The sequence below is a fragment of the Streptomyces sp. NPDC059454 genome, from assembly GCF_042749965.1.
Taxonomy (GTDB): Bacteria; Actinomycetota; Actinomycetes; order Streptomycetales; family Streptomycetaceae; genus Streptomyces.
In genome coordinates this window covers 1-14,123 of sequence record NZ_JBHYVC010000080.1, presented here as the reverse complement: position 1 = coordinate 14,123, position 14,123 = coordinate 1, and the positions used below count along the sequence as shown (strand labels likewise).

15 protein-coding genes are annotated in these 14,123 nt (G+C 72.1%); 4 read left to right on the top strand and 11 right to left on the bottom strand.

Annotated features, from left to right (window positions below; all coding sequences use genetic code 11):
• Positions 1 to 141: 141 nt before the first annotated feature.
• From truB to rimP, 7 genes are all read right to left on the bottom strand, one after another.
• Complete coding sequence (gene truB / locus ACFXAE_RS32960) at positions 142 to 1,047, bottom strand: tRNA pseudouridine(55) synthase TruB (RefSeq protein WP_384722300.1); 906 nt, start codon at positions 1,045 to 1,047, stop codon at positions 142 to 144.
• Positions 1,044 to 1,493, bottom strand: coding sequence for a 30S ribosome-binding factor RbfA (rbfA, locus tag ACFXAE_RS32955; protein ID WP_384722297.1), 450 nt, complete (start codon positions 1,491 to 1,493; stop codon positions 1,044 to 1,046). Before rbfA ends, truB begins: the two co-directional genes overlap by 4 nt.
• A 49-nt stretch (positions 1,494 to 1,542) precedes the next feature.
• Positions 1,543 to 1,836 (bottom strand): DUF503 domain-containing protein, encoded by a 294-nt coding sequence (locus ACFXAE_RS32950; RefSeq protein WP_030216812.1) that lies wholly within the window; start codon positions 1,834 to 1,836, stop codon positions 1,543 to 1,545.
• 201 nt (positions 1,837 to 2,037) lie between these two features.
• Positions 2,038 to 5,121 (bottom strand): translation initiation factor IF-2, encoded by a 3,084-nt coding sequence (infB, locus tag ACFXAE_RS32945; RefSeq protein ID WP_384722294.1) that lies wholly within the window; start codon positions 5,119 to 5,121, stop codon positions 2,038 to 2,040.
• A 185-nt stretch (positions 5,122 to 5,306) separates the two neighbouring features.
• Positions 5,307 to 5,588, bottom strand: coding sequence for a YlxR family protein (locus tag ACFXAE_RS32940; RefSeq protein ID WP_384722291.1), 282 nt, complete (start codon positions 5,586 to 5,588; stop codon positions 5,307 to 5,309).
• Between the two features lie 102 nt (positions 5,589 to 5,690).
• Positions 5,691 to 6,677 (bottom strand): transcription termination factor NusA, encoded by a 987-nt coding sequence (gene nusA, locus ACFXAE_RS32935; protein ID WP_384722288.1) that lies wholly within the window; start codon positions 6,675 to 6,677, stop codon positions 5,691 to 5,693.
• 2 nt (positions 6,678 to 6,679) lie between these two features.
• Positions 6,680 to 7,180, bottom strand: a complete 501-nt coding sequence (gene rimP, locus ACFXAE_RS32930; protein ID WP_384722285.1) for a ribosome maturation factor RimP — start codon at positions 7,178 to 7,180, stop codon at positions 6,680 to 6,682.
• Between the two features lie 206 nt (positions 7,181 to 7,386).
• Here rimP and ACFXAE_RS32925 point away from each other — a divergent pair, with 206 nt between their 5' ends.
• The 4 genes from ACFXAE_RS32925 (at position 7,387) to ACFXAE_RS32910 (ending at position 9,932) form a co-directional block, all read left to right on the top strand.
• Positions 7,387 to 7,908, top strand: coding sequence for a hypothetical protein (locus tag ACFXAE_RS32925; RefSeq protein ID WP_384722282.1), 522 nt, complete (start codon positions 7,387 to 7,389; stop codon positions 7,906 to 7,908).
• Positions 7,905 to 8,384 carry a ferritin-like domain-containing protein gene (locus ACFXAE_RS32920; protein WP_384722279.1) on the top strand — a complete coding sequence of 160 codons (480 nt, stop codon included), beginning with the start codon at positions 7,905 to 7,907 and terminating at the stop codon, positions 8,382 to 8,384. The genes ACFXAE_RS32925 and ACFXAE_RS32920 overlap by 4 nt, the downstream gene beginning before the upstream one ends.
• 45 nt (positions 8,385 to 8,429) lie before the next feature.
• The gene (locus ACFXAE_RS32915) at positions 8,430 to 9,335 is read left to right on the top strand and encodes an aminoglycoside phosphotransferase family protein (protein WP_384722276.1); all 906 of its coding nucleotides are present in this window, start codon (positions 8,430 to 8,432) and stop codon (positions 9,333 to 9,335) included.
• 90 nt (positions 9,336 to 9,425) lie between these two features.
• Positions 9,426 to 9,932: a carboxymuconolactone decarboxylase family protein gene (locus ACFXAE_RS32910; RefSeq protein ID WP_384722273.1), complete on the top strand. Its 507-nt coding sequence runs from the start codon at positions 9,426 to 9,428 to the stop codon at positions 9,930 to 9,932.
• A 62-nt stretch (positions 9,933 to 9,994) separates the two neighbouring features.
• Here ACFXAE_RS32910 and ACFXAE_RS32905 read toward each other — a convergent pair whose 3' ends face one another.
• The 4 genes from ACFXAE_RS32905 to ispG form a co-directional block, all read right to left on the bottom strand.
• Positions 9,995 to 11,695 carry a proline--tRNA ligase gene (locus tag ACFXAE_RS32905; RefSeq protein WP_384722270.1) on the bottom strand — a complete coding sequence of 567 codons (1,701 nt, stop codon included), beginning with the start codon at positions 11,693 to 11,695 and terminating at the stop codon, positions 9,995 to 9,997.
• Between the two features lie 78 nt (positions 11,696 to 11,773).
• A complete protein-coding gene (locus tag ACFXAE_RS32900; RefSeq protein WP_384722267.1) occupies positions 11,774 to 12,340 on the bottom strand; it encodes a GNAT family N-acetyltransferase in 567 nt (188 codons plus the stop codon).
• A 26-nt stretch (positions 12,341 to 12,366) separates the two neighbouring features.
• Positions 12,367 to 13,215 carry a GNAT family N-acetyltransferase gene (locus ACFXAE_RS32895; RefSeq protein WP_384722264.1) on the bottom strand — a complete coding sequence of 283 codons (849 nt, stop codon included), beginning with the start codon at positions 13,213 to 13,215 and terminating at the stop codon, positions 12,367 to 12,369.
• A gap of 136 nt (positions 13,216 to 13,351) precedes the next feature.
• Positions 13,352 to 14,123, bottom strand: a 772-nt coding sequence (ispG, locus tag ACFXAE_RS32890) for a flavodoxin-dependent (E)-4-hydroxy-3-methylbut-2-enyl-diphosphate synthase (protein WP_384722261.1), incomplete at its 5' end; no start/stop codon positions are given.

Sequence of the window (14,123 nt, the reverse complement as noted above, 5' to 3'; positions counted from 1 at the left end):
CACTCCGAGCGCCCGCACTTACGGGTGAACAGGCGAGGGTGGATGGATACACCCTAGGGGTGGGGGGAACCGAGGGGGACCGTGGAGCGGCGGCATGTCCATCCCCGTGCCGCCGCTCCGCGGGCGGATCCGCGGAAGCGGTCAGCCGAAGACGGCCAGGCTCCTGGCCTTGCCCCGCTGCTCCTCGACGAGCGCCAGGAACCGGCCCTCGGGGCCGAACACGGCCACGGCTCCGGAGCCGGCGTACTCCTCGGGCATCTCGAGGCGCACCCCGTTGGCGAGCAGCCTGGCCCGCCGGTCGTCGACGTCCCAGCGCGGGAACGCGGCCGTGGCGGCCTCGGCGATCGGCATCACCGTCAGCTCCTGCTGGAGCTGGTCCAGCGTCTTCGCGGAGTCCAGCTTGTACGGGCCGACGCGGGTCCGGCGCAGCGCGGTGAGGTGGCCGCCGACGCCCAGGCCGGCGCCCAGGTCGCGGGCGAGGGCGCGGATGTAGGTGCCGGAGGAGCAGACGACCGACACCACCAGGTCCAGCACCGGGGTGCCGTCCTCGGCGACGGCCTCCCGGACGTCGTACACGGAGAACGAGGAGACGGTGACCGGCCGGGCGGGGATGTCGAACTCCTCGCCCTCCCGGGCCCGTTTGTAGGAGCGCACCCCGTTGATCTTGATGGCGCTGACCTTGGACGGCACCTGCATGATGTCGCCGGTCAGCTCGGCGATACCGGCGTCGATGCCCTCGCGGGTGACCGCGGAGGCGTCGGTGGAGGAACTGATCTCCCCCTCGGCATCGTCCGTGAGCGTGTTCTGCCCGAGCCGGATCGTGCCCAGGTACTCCTTCTCCGTCAGCGCGAGGTGACCGAGGAGCTTGGTCGCCCTCTCGACGCCGAGGACGAGGACGCCCGTCGCCATCGGGTCGAGGGTGCCGGCGTGGCCGACGCGCCGGGTGCGCGCGATGCCGCGCATCTTGGCGACCACGTCGTGCGAAGTGAAGCCCGACGGCTTGTCGACGATGACAAGGCCGTCGGGCGTGGTGTGCTTCTGGGTCATTCGGCGGTGTCGTCCGTCTCGTCGTCTTCCGGCTTGCGGTACGGGTCGGCCTCGCCGGCGTACGTGGCGCCCGCGGACACCTCGCGCACCTTCGCGTCGGACTGGCGCGCCTTGTCGAGGAGGTCCTCGATGGTGCGTGCCGTGTCCGGGAGCGCGTCCATGACGAAGGCCAGAGTCGGCGTGAACTTCACGCCCGCCGCCCGGCCCACCTCGGAGCGCAGGACGCCCTTGGCGCTCTCCAGGCCGGCCGCCGCGGCCTTCCGCTCCTCGTCGTCCCCGTACACCGTGTAGAAGACGGTCGCCTCCCTGAGGTCACCCGTGACCCGGGTGTCCGTGATGGTGACGTGCGAACCGAGCCGCGGGTCCTTGATCCCGCGCTGCAGCTTCTGGGCCACCACCTCTCGGATGAGGTCCGCCAGCCTTTTCGCCCGCGCGTTGTCGGCCACTGGTCCGTCTCCCGTTCTTTCCTGTCTGCGTATCTCTGGGCTGTGGTCGTCAGTCGTCTTCGCCGTGGAAGCGCCGCCTGACGGACAGCAGTTCCACCTCCGGGCGCCCGGCGACCAGCCGCTCGCAGCGGTCCAGCACGTCGGTCAGGTGCGCCGCGTCGCCGGACACCATGGCCAGGCCGATGACGGCCCTGCGATGGAGGTCCATGTGATCCACCTCGGCCGCGCTCACCGCGTACTTGCGCTGGAGCTCGGCGACGATCGGGCGGACGACGGAGCGCTTCTCCTTCAGCGAATGCACGTCGCCGAGGAGGAGGTCGAAGGACAGTGTCCCCACATACATGTGTGCAACCGGTTCACCCGCCGGTACGGGATCGATGGCCCCGCCATCCGTGGTGGGCAGGGACATCAGAACCGTACAACGAAGGGGGCGCGGCGATCGACGGATATTGCGCTCCGCCGGCCGCGCCGCCGTGCGTCTTTGCACACGCGCCGGCCGGCGGGACCCGGGTGGGTCCCGCCGGCCGGTACGCACCGTGGGGTGTTACACCCGCGGCTTCTCGCGCATCTCGTACGTCGCGATGACGTCGTCGACCTTGATGTCGTTGAAGTTTCCGAGGTTGATACCGCCCTCGTAGCCTTCGCGGATCTCGGTGACGTCGTCCTTGAAGCGACGCAGACCCTCGATGTTGAGGTTCTCCGCGATGACCTTGCCATCGCGCAGCAGGCGCGCCTTGGTGTTGCGCTTGACCTCGCCGGAGCGGATGAGCACACCCGCGATGTTGCCCAGCTTGGACGAGCGGAAGACCTCGCGGATCTCCGCCGTGCCGAGCTCGACCTCTTCGTACTCCGGCTTGAGCATGCCCTTGAGGGCCGCCTCGATCTCCTCGATCGCCTGGTAGATGACCGAGTAGTACCGGACGTCCACACCCTCGCGCTCGGCCATCTGCGCGGCACGCCCGGCGGCGCGCACGTTGAAGCCGATCACGATGGCGTCGGAGCCCATCGCCAGGTCGATGTCGGACTCCGTGACCGCACCGACGCCGCGGTGCAGGACGCGGATGTCGACCTCTTCGCCGACGTCCAGCTGGAGCAGCGAGGACTCGAGGGCCTCGACCGAACCGGAGGCGTCACCCTTGATGATCAGGTTCAGCTGCTGGATCTCGCCGGCCTTGAGCACCTTGTCCAGGTCCTCCAGCGACACGCGGCGCGTGCGCTTGGCGAACGCGGCGTTGCGCTCACGGGCGGCGCGCTTCTCGGCGATCTGACGGGCCGTACGGTCCTCGTCGACGACGATGAAGTTGTCGCCCGCACCCGGGACGTTGGTCAGGCCCAGGACCTGGACCGGCGTCGACGGGCCCGCCTCGGCGACGTTGTTGCCGTTGTCGTCGAGCATGGCGCGCACGCGGCCGTAGGCGTCGCCCACCACCATCGTGTCGCCGACCCGCAGGGTGCCTCGCTGGACGAGGACGGTCGCCACGGCACCGCGGCCGCGGTCGAGCCGGGACTCGATCGAGATGCCCTGCGCGTCCTGCGTGGGGTTGGCCCGCAGGTCGAGCGAGGCGTCCGCGGTGAGGATGACGGCCTCGAGGAGGCTGTCGATGTGCAGACCCTGCTTGGCGGAGATGTCGACGAACATGGTGTCGCCGCCGTACTCCTCGGCCACCAGGCCGTACTCGGTCAGCTGACCGCGCACCTTGGTCGGGTCGGCGCCCTCGACGTCGATCTTGTTGACCGCGACGACGATCGGCACGTCGGCCGCCTTGGCGTGGTTGAGCGCCTCGACCGTCTGCGGCATGACGCCGTCGTTGGCCGCGACGACCAGGATCGCGATGTCGGTCGACCGCGCACCACGGGCACGCATGGCGGTGAACGCCTCGTGACCCGGGGTGTCGATGAAGGTGATCTTGCGCTCTTCTTCGTTGACCTCGGTCGCGACCTGGTAGGCACCGATGTGCTGGGTGATGCCGCCGGCCTCGCCCGCGATGACGTTCGTCTTGCGGATGGCGTCGAGGAGACGGGTCTTTCCGTGGTCGACGTGACCCATGACGGTGACGACCGGCGGGCGGACCACCAGGTCCTCCTCGTCGCCCTCGTCCTCGCCGAACTCCAGGTCGAAGGACTCGAGCAGCTCGCGGTCCTCCTCCTCCGGGCTGACGATCTGAACGGTGTAGTTCATCTCGCCGGCGAGGAGCTGGAGCGTCTCGTCGGAGACGGACTGGGTCGCGGTGACCATCTCGCCGAGGTTCATCATGACCGCGACGAGCGACGCCGGGTTGGCGTTGATCTTCTCCGCGAAGTCGGTGAGCGACGCACCGCGCGACAGGCGAATGGCTTCGCCGTTGCCGCGAGGCAGCATCACGCCGCCGACCGACGGGGCCTGCATGGCCTCGTACTCCTGGCGCCTCTGCCGCTTCGACTTGCGGCCACGACGCGCGGGACCGCCGGGACGACCGAAGGCGCCCTGCGTGCCACCGCGGCCACCGGGACCACCGGGACGGCCGCCGAAGCCGGGACGGCCACCGCCGCCACCGAAGCCGCCGCCACCGCCGCCACCCGGACGACCGGCGAAACCGCCGCCGCCACCGGGACGACCGCCGCCGCCGGGACCAGCGGGACGACCGGCGAAACCACCGCCGCCACCGGGACGACCGCCGCCGCCACCGGGGCGACCCGCACCACCCGGACCGCGGCCACCGGGGCCGCCACCGGGACGCGGGCCGGCAGCGGGACGCTGCGGCATCATGCCGGGGTTCGGACGCGGACCACCGGGGCCGCCGCCGCCGGGACGGGGGCCGCCCTGCGGACGCGGCATCGAGCCCGGAGTCGGGCGCTGCCCGCCCGGAGCCTGCGGACGCGGACCGCCGCCGCCCTGGCCACCGGGGGCCTGCGGACGGGGACCGGCGCCGCCGGGACCACCCGGAGCGGGACGCGCGCCCTGCGGGCGCGGAGCCTGCGGACGGGCCATGCCGGTGGAGCCACCGGAGGTGAAGGGGTTGTTACCGGGACGCGGACCGGCCGGGCGACCACCCGGACGCGGTGCGCCGCCACCGGGACGCTGACCCTGACCGGCCGGACGGCCCTGGCCGCCCTGACCCTGCCCCTGACCCTGACCGGCGGGACGACCGCCGGGCTTGGGGGCGCCGGGACGCGTGCCGCCGGGCTTCGGACCGGACGGAGCCGGAGCCTGAGCCTGAGCCGGAGCCGCCGCGGGCGGGGCCTGGAACTCCGGGGCCGCCGGAGCCGGACGCGGCGCGGGCCGCGGGCCCGGCGTCGGACGCGTACCGGGGGCCGCCGGCGCGGGCGCCGACGGTGCCGCCGGCGGCTGGGCCGCGGCGGGCTTGGGTGCTGACGGCGGCTTCGGGGCAGCCGGGCCCGGACGGGCCGCCTGCGCCGGGGACGGCGCGGCGGGCCTGGGGGCCGCCTTGCGGGGCGCGCCGGGCTTCGCGGCGGACTTGCCGTTGCCCCCGCCCTGCTGGAAGGCGTCAGTCAGCTTGCGTACTACGGGCGCTTCGATGGTCGAAGACGCCGAACGGACGAATTCACCGAGTTCCTGGAGCTTGGCCATGACGACCTTGCTCTCCACACCGAACTCCTTGGCGAGTTCGTAGACCCGGACCTTAGCCACTTCGCTCCTCTGAGGTCCGGGTTGCGTCCGGACCGTCGCTAGTTCATGGGCGTACTCATCGCGTACTCATCGAGTGCTCATCGCAATCTCGACCTGCTTTCGACTCGCGAGGTACCAGACCGCACGGGGACTTCCGTGCGGCATGTTCTTACGTGTTGCCTGTCCAGTCGGCGGAGAGCCGCTGCTCAGCAACCTTGTGCCTGCTCGACGTAGAGGCGCAACGCCTTTACGTCGAGCGGTCCCGGGACGCGGAACGCCCGCGGGAACGCCCTGCGGCGCACCGCCTGGTCGAGACAGACCGGGACGAGGTGCACATAGGCACCCCGGCCGGGCAGCGTACCGCGAGGATCGGGGACGCACTCGCCCTCGACCGCCACGGTCCGCAGCAGCTCGCTCTTGACCGCTCGCTCCCGGCACCCCACGCAGGTGCGCTCGGGGCATACGCCAGCACGTGTCCGGCCAGACACTCCTCAGTCTACCTCCCCGCGCCGACCTCACCCCTTTGGGGCAAGAATCGAACACTTGCCGTGCGCAAAGCTGTCGTGATCTCAGCGATCTGCGGCCTGTATCTATTCCCCGGTCTGTTCCGTGTCCGGCCGGATGTCGATCCGCCAGCCGGTCAGACGGGCGGCGAGACGGGCGTTCTGCCCCTCCTTGCCGATCGCCAGGGACAGCTGGTAGTCCGGCACGATGACCCGGGCGGACCGGGCGGCCATGTCGACGACCTCCACCTTGGAGACCCGGGCCGGCGACAGCGCGTTCGCCACCATCTCGGCCGGGTCGTCGGACCAGTCGACGATGTCGATCTTCTCGCCGTTCAGCTCGCCCATGACATTGCGCACCCGGCCGCCCATGGGGCCGATGCAGGCGCCCTTGGCGTTCAGGCCCGAGCGGGTGGAGCGGACGGCGATCTTGGTGCGGTGGCCGGCCTCGCGGGCGATCGCGGAGATCTCGACGGACCCGTCGGCGATCTCCGGCACCTCCAGGGCGAAGAGCTTCTTCACCAGGTTGGGATGCGTGCGCGACAGGGTGACGGACGGGCCGCGCATGCCCTTGGCCACCCGGACGACGTAGCTGCGCAGCCGCAGGCCGTGCGGGTAGGTCTCGCCGGGCACCTGCTCCTGCACCGGCAGGATGGCCTCCAGCTTGCCGATGTCGACCAGTACGTTCTTCGGGTCGCGGCCCTGCTGGACCACGCCGGTGACGATGTCGCCCTCGCGGCCGGCGTACTCACCGAGCGTCGCGTCGTCCTCGGCGTCGCGCAGGCGCTGCAGGATGACCTGCTTGGCCGTGGTGGCGGCGATACGGCCGAAGCCGGACGGGGTGTCGTCGAACGCGCGGGCCTCCTGGCCCTCCTCGAGGTCCTCGGGGTCCTCCTTCGCCCACACGGTCACATGTCCGGTCTCCCGGTTGAGCTCCACGCGCGCGTGCCGGCGGCTTCCCTCGGTGCGGTGGTAGGCGATGAGGAGGGCCGATTCGATCGCTTCGACCAGCAGGTCGAGGGAGATCTCTTTCTCCCTCACCAAGAGCCGAAGGGCACTCATGTCGATGTCCACGATTACGCCTCCTCTTCCTTCTCGTTGTCCTTGCGGTTGAACTCGACCTGGACGCGCGCCCTGGTGATGTCGTCGAAGGCGAGTCTGCGCGCGGTGGCCTTGCGGCCCTTCACTCCCGGTACCTCGAGGTCGAGGCCGTCGTCGTCGGCCTTCACGATCCTGGCGACCAGTTCGCCGCCCTCGCTCAGCTGGAACCGCACCAGCCGGCCGGTGGCGCGCGCGTAGTGCCGGTGCTCGGTGAGCAGGCGCTCCGCGCCCGGGGTTCCGACCTCGAGGTCGTACGCCCCACCGCCCATCGCGTCCGTCTCGTCGAGCTTCGCCGAGAGCGCGCGGCTCACATCGGCGATCCGGTCGAGGTCCGCTCCGGTGTCGGAGTCGACGACGACGCGCAGCACACGCTTGCGGCCGACCGTGTCCACGACGATCTCTTCGAGATCCAGGCCCTGGGAGCTGACGAGCGGTTCCAGAAGTTCTCGAAGCCTCTCGCTCTGGGTGGTGCTCATCCGGGTGACTCCTCGGCCGCGTGTGCTGTTGTGGGACGGTGCGCGTGTCTGGTCAAAGGGTATCCGGTCGCAGAGGGTGTTGCTGTCCACCCGGTCACGGAGGGTGCCGCTGGGCGCCCCCGCGCGGGCACACGGGTACGGTGATCACGGGCCCTCCGCCCCGCCTTTCGTCGCTACGTTCGTACGAGCCCCCGAGGACGTCTGCCGTGTCGTTCCCCCCGTCTCCGCGCGCCCGTTCGGGGCCACGCAGAAGGAGTCTGCTCGCCGTCGCCCCGGCGGCCCTGCTGATGGCGGGCTGCTCCGCCGGGTCCGGGGATCCGGGTGCCTCCGGCGGCAGCCGTCCCTCGGCCGCCGACCGGGCACGCGCGCGTGCGGCCCGGGACAGCAGGGAGCTGGCCGAGCGGTACGAGGCGGTCGTGGCCGCGCATCCGAAGCTGGCCGAGCGGCTGCGTCCGCTGCGCGCGGAGGTCGTACGGCACGCGGAGGCGTTCGGGGACACGGCGGGACCCTCGCCGTCGTCGCCCGGGCCGGGCTCGCCCCCGGCCTCCCCGCCGGCCGCCGTGCCCGCGAAGGAGAAGGACGCCCTCGCCGGACTCGCCGCCGCCGAGCGGGAGATCGCCGACCGGCGCGCGAAGGCGCTGCTTGACGCGCCGGGCGAGCTGGCGCGGCTGCTGGCCTCGGTGGCGGCGTCCGGCGCGGCGCATGTGTACCTGCTGACGGAGGCATGAGGGTGAGCGAGTCGCGCGAGGCGAAGGACCGGGAACTGCGGGCCCTCCAGGCCGCCCTGGCGGCGGAGCACGCGGCGGTGTACGGCTACGGCGTCGTCGGCGGGCGGATCGGCAAGGACCGGCGCACCGAGGCACGGACGGCGTACGACGCGCACCGGGCGCGCAGGGACGCGCTGGTGCGCGCGGTGAAGGACGTGGGGGGCGCGCCCGTCGCCGCCGCCGCGGGTTACGCGCTGCCGTTCCCGGTGCCGGACTCGGCGGCGGCGGTCCGGCTGGCGGCGGAGCTGGAGGACAGGGTGGCCGGGGTGTACGCCGATCTGGTGCGCGCGAGCGGGGGCGAGCAGCGGCGGGGGGCCGCCGAGGCGATGCGGGAGGCGGCGGTGCGGTCGGTGCGCTGGAGCGGCGAGAGCGTAGCCTTCCCTGGGCTCGCCGAGCGGGGCGGTACGGCTTCGGGTAGCCCGGCGCCGACGGCGTGACGGGGCGGCGGGCACCGCGTACAGCAGGAAGGGAACGACTCGCGCATGGTTTTCGAACCGCCGAAGCGTCTGATGAGGGCCCTCGGTGAGACGGCGCCCGAGGGTGACGACTGGCTGGCGAAGCTGCCGGAGGTGGCGCGCGGGGCCGTCGCACAGCGCGAGTTGACCGTGGAGCGGGTGCAGGTGCCGGGCGGGCGCAGCAGCCTGGTCGTGCTGGTGCGGACGGCCGGCGGGACGCCCGCCGTACTGAAGCTGGCGCCGCGCCGGGCGCGCCCGGAGAGCGAGCGGGCCGCGCTGGCCCACTGGGGCGGCCTGGGCGCGGTCCAGTTGCTGGAGCCGGTCCCGGGCGCGACCGAGGGGGTGCTGCTGCTGGAGCGGCTGCACCCGGACGTGTCGGTGCGGTCGTTGCCGGAGGCGAAGGCGTTGCTGGAGGCGGCGGGGACGCTGCGCCGGCTCTGGGTGGACCCGCCGGAGGGGCACGGCTTCGAGACGGTGGCCGAGCGGACGGAGCGGCAGGCGCGGGCGATGCGGGCGAGCGCGGCGGCCGACCCGGAGGTGGCTCCGCTGGTGGAGGCGGCGCTGACGGCCCGCGAGGAACTGCTGGCGGCGCCGCCCGAGCACCGGCTGCTGCACGGCACGTTCCGGCAGAGCAAGGTGCTGTCCGGGGAGCGCATGCCGTGGCTGGCGGTGGGGCCGGACCCGGTGGTCGGCGAGCACGCCTTCGACCTGGCCCGGCTGGTGCGGGACCGGGTGGAGGACCTCATCGCGCAGGCGTCGGGGGCGACGACGACCCGGCGGCGGGTGAAGCGGCTCGCGGAGTCGCTGGAGGTCGACCGGGAGCGGCTGCGGGGCTGGACGCTGTTCCGGGCGGTGGAGTCGGGGGTGCGGGCCCGGCGCGTGGGGCGTGAGCGGGACGCGGAACTGTTGCTGGAGTTCGCGAGCTGGCTCTAGACCGGTTCCTGGTCCGGGCCTCCGTCACATTTCTCCGCCGCGATCCGTCAGGGCGGTGACGGCAAACGGAGCGACCCCGAGGAGACGGCTATGGAAACACGTTCGATCACGGCGGAGATCCCGATGGTTCCGCGGATGTCCGAGGACCCCGCGCAGCTCGTTCCCGAGCTGGCGGAGGTGTCGGCGGCACTGTTCAAGGTCACCGGCAACGGGTCGGTACCGCGCTCCACCATCAGCTTGGTCCAGCTGCGCGCCGGCCAGATCGCCGGCAGCACCTACCTGACCGTCCTGCACACGGGCTTCCTGCGCAAGGCCGGGCAGTCGGAGGAGCGGATCGCCTCGGTGGCGTCCTGGTGGGACTCGCCGTACTTCACCGGTGCCGAGCGCGCCGCGCTGGCCCTCGTGGAAGCCGTGCTCCAACCGTCCGCGGACGGCGAGCGGGTCTCCGACACGCTGTACGCGCAGGTGGCCGGGCACTACGAACCGAAGGCGCTCGCCACCCTGATGTTCGCGATCGGCCAGGTCAACTTCTTCACGGCCGTCGCGCTCGTCGCCAAGCCGGTGCCCGGCCGGTCGTTCACCGACCCGTGGAAGTGAGACGGACCGGGTGAGATACGGGACCCGTGCGGCGGGTGGCCGGCACGGGCCCCGTGACACCGTTACGCCGTGAGGCGGGCCACCGCCTCGTCGACCGTGAGTTCCTCGCGTTCGCCGGTGCGGCGGTCCTTGAGTTCGACGACGCCCTCGGCGGCGCGACGGCCCGCGACCAGGATCTGCGGGACGCCGATCAGCTCCGAGTCGGTGAACTTCACGCCCGGGGAGACGCCGGGGCGGTCGTCGACCAGGACGCGCAGGCCGGCGGCGGACAGCTTCCCGGAGACGTCCAGGGCGAGTTCGGTCTGGAGGGCCTTGCCCGCGGCGACCACGTGGACGTCGGCCGGGGCGACCTCCGCGGGCCAGCACAGGCCCTTGTCGTCGGCGGTCTGCTCGGCGAGCGCCGCCACCGCGCGGGAGACGCCGATGCCGTAGGAGCCCATGGTGACGCGGACCGGCTTGCCGTTCTGGCCGAGGACGTCGAGCTTGAGGGCGTCGGCGTACTTGCGGCCCAGCTGGAAGATGTGGCCGATCTCGATGGCGCGGTCGAGCTTGAGACCGGTGCCGCACTTGGGGCAGGGGTCGCCCTCCTGCACCACCACGACGTCCACGTACGCGTCGACCTCGAAGTCGCGCCCGGCGACCACGTTCTTCGCGTGGGTGTCGGCCTTGTTGGCGCCCGTGATCCAGGCGGTGCCCGGTGCCACGCGCGGGTCGGCGACGTACGTCACCTTGCCCAGGCCCTGCGGTCCGACGTAGCCGCGCACCAGGTCGGGGCGGGCGACGAAGTCGGCCTCGGTGACCATCTCCACGGCGGCCGGGGCGAAGTGCGCCTCGACCTTGTCCATGTCGACCTCGCGGTCACCGGGGACGCCCACGGCGACGATCTCGCCGTCGACCTTGACCAGCAGGTTCTTCAGCGTGGCCGAGGCCTCGACGCCGAGCGAGGCGGCGAGGGTCTCGATGGTCGGTGTGTCGGGCGTGGGGATGTCCTCGGCGACCGGGACACCGGCGGCGTCGACCGGCTTCAGCTCGTAGGTGATCGCCTCGGTGTTGGCGGCGAAGTCACAGTTGGGGCAGTCGGCGAAGGTGTCCTCGCCGGCTTCGGCGGGGGCGAGGAACTCCTCGGACTTGGAACCGCCCATGGCGCCGGCGGTGGCCGCGCAGATGCGGTAGTCGAGGCCGAGGCGCTCGAAGACCTTCTGGTACGCCTGGCGGTGCAGGGCGTACGACTTCGCCAGGCCCTCGTCCTCCAGGTCGAAGGAGTAGGAGTCCTTCATCAGGAACTCGCGGCCGCGCAGGATGCCGGCGCGGGGGCGGGCCTCGTCCCGGAACTTGGACTGGATCTGGTAGAGGATCACCGGCAGGTCCTTGTAGGAGGACGCCTGGTCCTTCACCATCAGGGTGAAGATCTCCTCGTGGGTGGGGCCGAGGAGGTAGTCGCCGCCCTTGCGGTCCTGGAGGCGGAACAGCTCGGGGCCGTACTCGTCCCAGCGGCCGGTCGCGTCGTAGGGCTCACGCGGCAGCAGGGCGGGGAGCAGCACCTCCTGGGCGCCGATGGCGTCCATCTCCTCGCGGACGATGCGCTCGACGTTGGCCAGGACCTTCTTGCCGAGGGGCAGCCAGGTCCAGATGCCGGCGGCGGTGCGGCGCACGTAGCCGGCCCGGACGAGAAGCTTGTGGCTGAGGACCTCGGCGTCCGCCGGGTCGTCGCGCAGCGTCTTCGCCATCAACTGGGACATGCGCTGGACCGGTGCGTTCGCCATGGTGTACGTACTCCTGCTGCGTCTGGGTGATGACAGGAGGTTAGCCGGGCGGGACGGGACGGCGGAAATCCATTCTCCCTATCGGCGGAGCAGGGGCAGCGGGGCGCCCATGACGGCGTACGGCTTGGCGGCGCTGGGGAAGTGGACCTGGCGGGCGAGGTCCTGGTAGCCGAGCGAGCGGTACAGCCGGCGGGCCGGGCTCTCGACGTCGATCGCGGAGAGGATCGAGCGGGGCTGCTCGGCGCCGTCGGTGATCGTGGTGATCAGGGCGCGGCCGATGCCGTGCTTCTGGTGCCGGGGGTGGACGTGCAGCTCGGTGATGACGAAGGAGTCGTCGAGCCAGTCGTCGTGGCCCCGGGCGCGCAGATAGGGCTCGACGACGGTGGACCACCAGTGGGCGCGGTCGTTGGGCATGCCGTAGACGAAGCCGGCCAGGCGGCCCTTGACGGTGGCACCGAAGGCCCGGGCGCCCGGGAGGGTCATGTGGCGCAGCACGATCTGCCGGCGTACGGCCACCTCGTCGGGGCCGAGCCCGAACGCCACCGCCTGCACCGCCAGCGCCTCGTCGACGTGGCCGGGGAGGTCGAGGGGGCCGATCACGATGTCGTCGGGGTGGGAGCGGCCGTGACCGGGAAAGCGCAGCATGCCGGGGAGACTACAGGGCGTGCCCCTCAGAACAGCACGCTCATGAAGGCGCCGACCTCGCGGAAGCCCACCCTCTCGTACGTCCTGCGGGCCGGCGTGTTGAAGTCGTTGACGTAGAGGCTCGCCACGGGCGCTATCTCCGTCAGGGCGTAGCGCAGGACGGCCGCCATGCCGGGGGCCGCGACGCCCCTGCCCCGGTGCTCGGGGGCCACCCAGACGCCCTGGATCTGGCAGGCGCGATCGGTCGCGGCGCCGATCTCGGCCTTGAAGACGATCTTGCCGTCGCTGCCGAAGCGGGCGAAGGAGCGGCCGGCGCCGACGAGTTCGGCGACCCGGGCCTGGTAGAGCAGGCCGCCGTCGCCGGCCAGCGGGGAGACGCCGACCTCCTCGGTGAACATCGCCACGCACGCCGGCATGATCGTCTCCAGTTCGTCCTTGCGGACGCGGCGGACGTAGGGGTCCGGGGCTATGACGTCGGACATGCGGTCGGTGACCATGAGGGGCTGGTGGGTGCGGACCTCGCGGGCCGGGCCCCACTGGGGTTCGAGCAGCCGCCAGAGCGCGGCGGTGGGCTCGGCCGGGCCCACGAGGGAGGAGCAGCGGCGGCCGGCCCGGCGGGCACGGTCGGCGAAGGCGCGGACGGCCCGGGGGGTGGCGCAGATGGGCACCAGGTTGGCGCCGGCGTAGCACAGGGACGTCAGGACGCCCCCCTCGTACCAGCCCCACATCTCGCCGCCGAGCCGCCACGGGTCCAGGCCCGCGATCCGGACACGGGCCGTCACGAAGGCGTTCGCGACCGGCTCGCGGTCGAGTACGGCGAGTGCGGCGTCCAGGTCGCCCGGTTCGAGGACCCGGGATGTGGTCTGCGTCAACACGTGCGGGGCCTCACACACTGGGGTCTGCTGATTTCTCCGCACTGTACCCGCGGAATCCGGGGGATGCCGTCCCCGGACCCCGCTTCGGTCCCGGACGGGCCCCGTCCCCGGGCGCCGGACGGGGCGGCCGGCGTGGTCAGCCGGCCACCGAGACCTGCGGCTCGCCCGACGTCACGCCGTCCTTCTCCATCTCCTCGGCGATCTTCATCGCCTCCTCGATCAGCGTCTCCACGATCTTCGACTCGGGCACGGTCTTGATGACCTCGCCCTTCACGAAGATCTGGCCCTTGCCGTTGCCGGAGGCGACGCCGAGGTCGGCCTCGCGGGCCTCGCCGGGGCCGTTGACGACGCAGCCCATGACGGCCACCCGCAGCGGGACCTCCATGCCGGTGAGGCCTGCGGTGACCTCCTCGGCGAGCTTGTAGACGTCGACCTGGGCGCGGCCGCAGGACGGGCAGGAGACGATCTCCAGGCCGCGCTGGCGCAGGTTCAGCGACTCCAGGATCTGGATGCCGACCTTGATCTCCTCGACCGGCGGGGCCGACAGCGAGACGCGGATGGTGTCGCCGATGCCCTGGGAGAGCAGCGCGCCGAAGGCGACGGCCGACTTGATGGTGCCCTGGAAGGCGGGTCCGGCCTCGGTGACGCCGAGGTGGAGGGGGTAGTCGCACTGGGCGGCGAGCTGGCGGTAGGCCTCGACCATGACGACCGGGTCGTTGTGCTTCACGGAGATCTTGATGTCCCGGAAGTCGTGCTCCTCGAAGAGGGACGCCTCCCACAGGGCGGACTCGGCCAGCGCCTCGGGGGTCGCCTTGCCGTACTTCTGGAGCAGGCGCCGGTCCAGCGAGCCGGCGTTCACGCCGATGCGGATCGGGGTGCCGTGGTCCTTGGCCGCCTTGGCGATCTCC

Excerpts from the sequence above, each read along its gene's own strand:
- ACFXAE_RS32910 (WP_384722273.1), top strand. The coding sequence starts at position 9,426 with ATGGAAACACGTTCGATCACGGCGGAGATCCCGATGGTTCCGCGGATG.
- truB (WP_384722300.1), bottom strand. The coding sequence starts at position 1,047 with ATGACCCAGAAGCACACCACGCCCGACGGCCTTGTCATCGTCGACAAG.
- ACFXAE_RS32905 (WP_384722270.1), bottom strand. The coding sequence starts at position 11,695 with ATGGCGAACGCACCGGTCCAGCGCATGTCCCAGTTGATGGCGAAGACG.
- ACFXAE_RS32920 (WP_384722279.1), top strand. The coding sequence starts at position 7,905 with ATGAGGGTGAGCGAGTCGCGCGAGGCGAAGGACCGGGAACTGCGGGCC.
- ACFXAE_RS32900 (WP_384722267.1), bottom strand. The coding sequence starts at position 12,340 with ATGCTGCGCTTTCCCGGTCACGGCCGCTCCCACCCCGACGACATCGTG.
- ACFXAE_RS32950 (WP_030216812.1), bottom strand. The coding sequence starts at position 1,836 with ATGTATGTGGGGACACTGTCCTTCGACCTCCTCCTCGGCGACGTGCAT.
- rimP (WP_384722285.1), bottom strand. The coding sequence starts at position 7,180 with ATGAGCACCACCCAGAGCGAGAGGCTTCGAGAACTTCTGGAACCGCTC.
- ACFXAE_RS32915 (WP_384722276.1), top strand. The coding sequence starts at position 8,430 with ATGGTTTTCGAACCGCCGAAGCGTCTGATGAGGGCCCTCGGTGAGACG.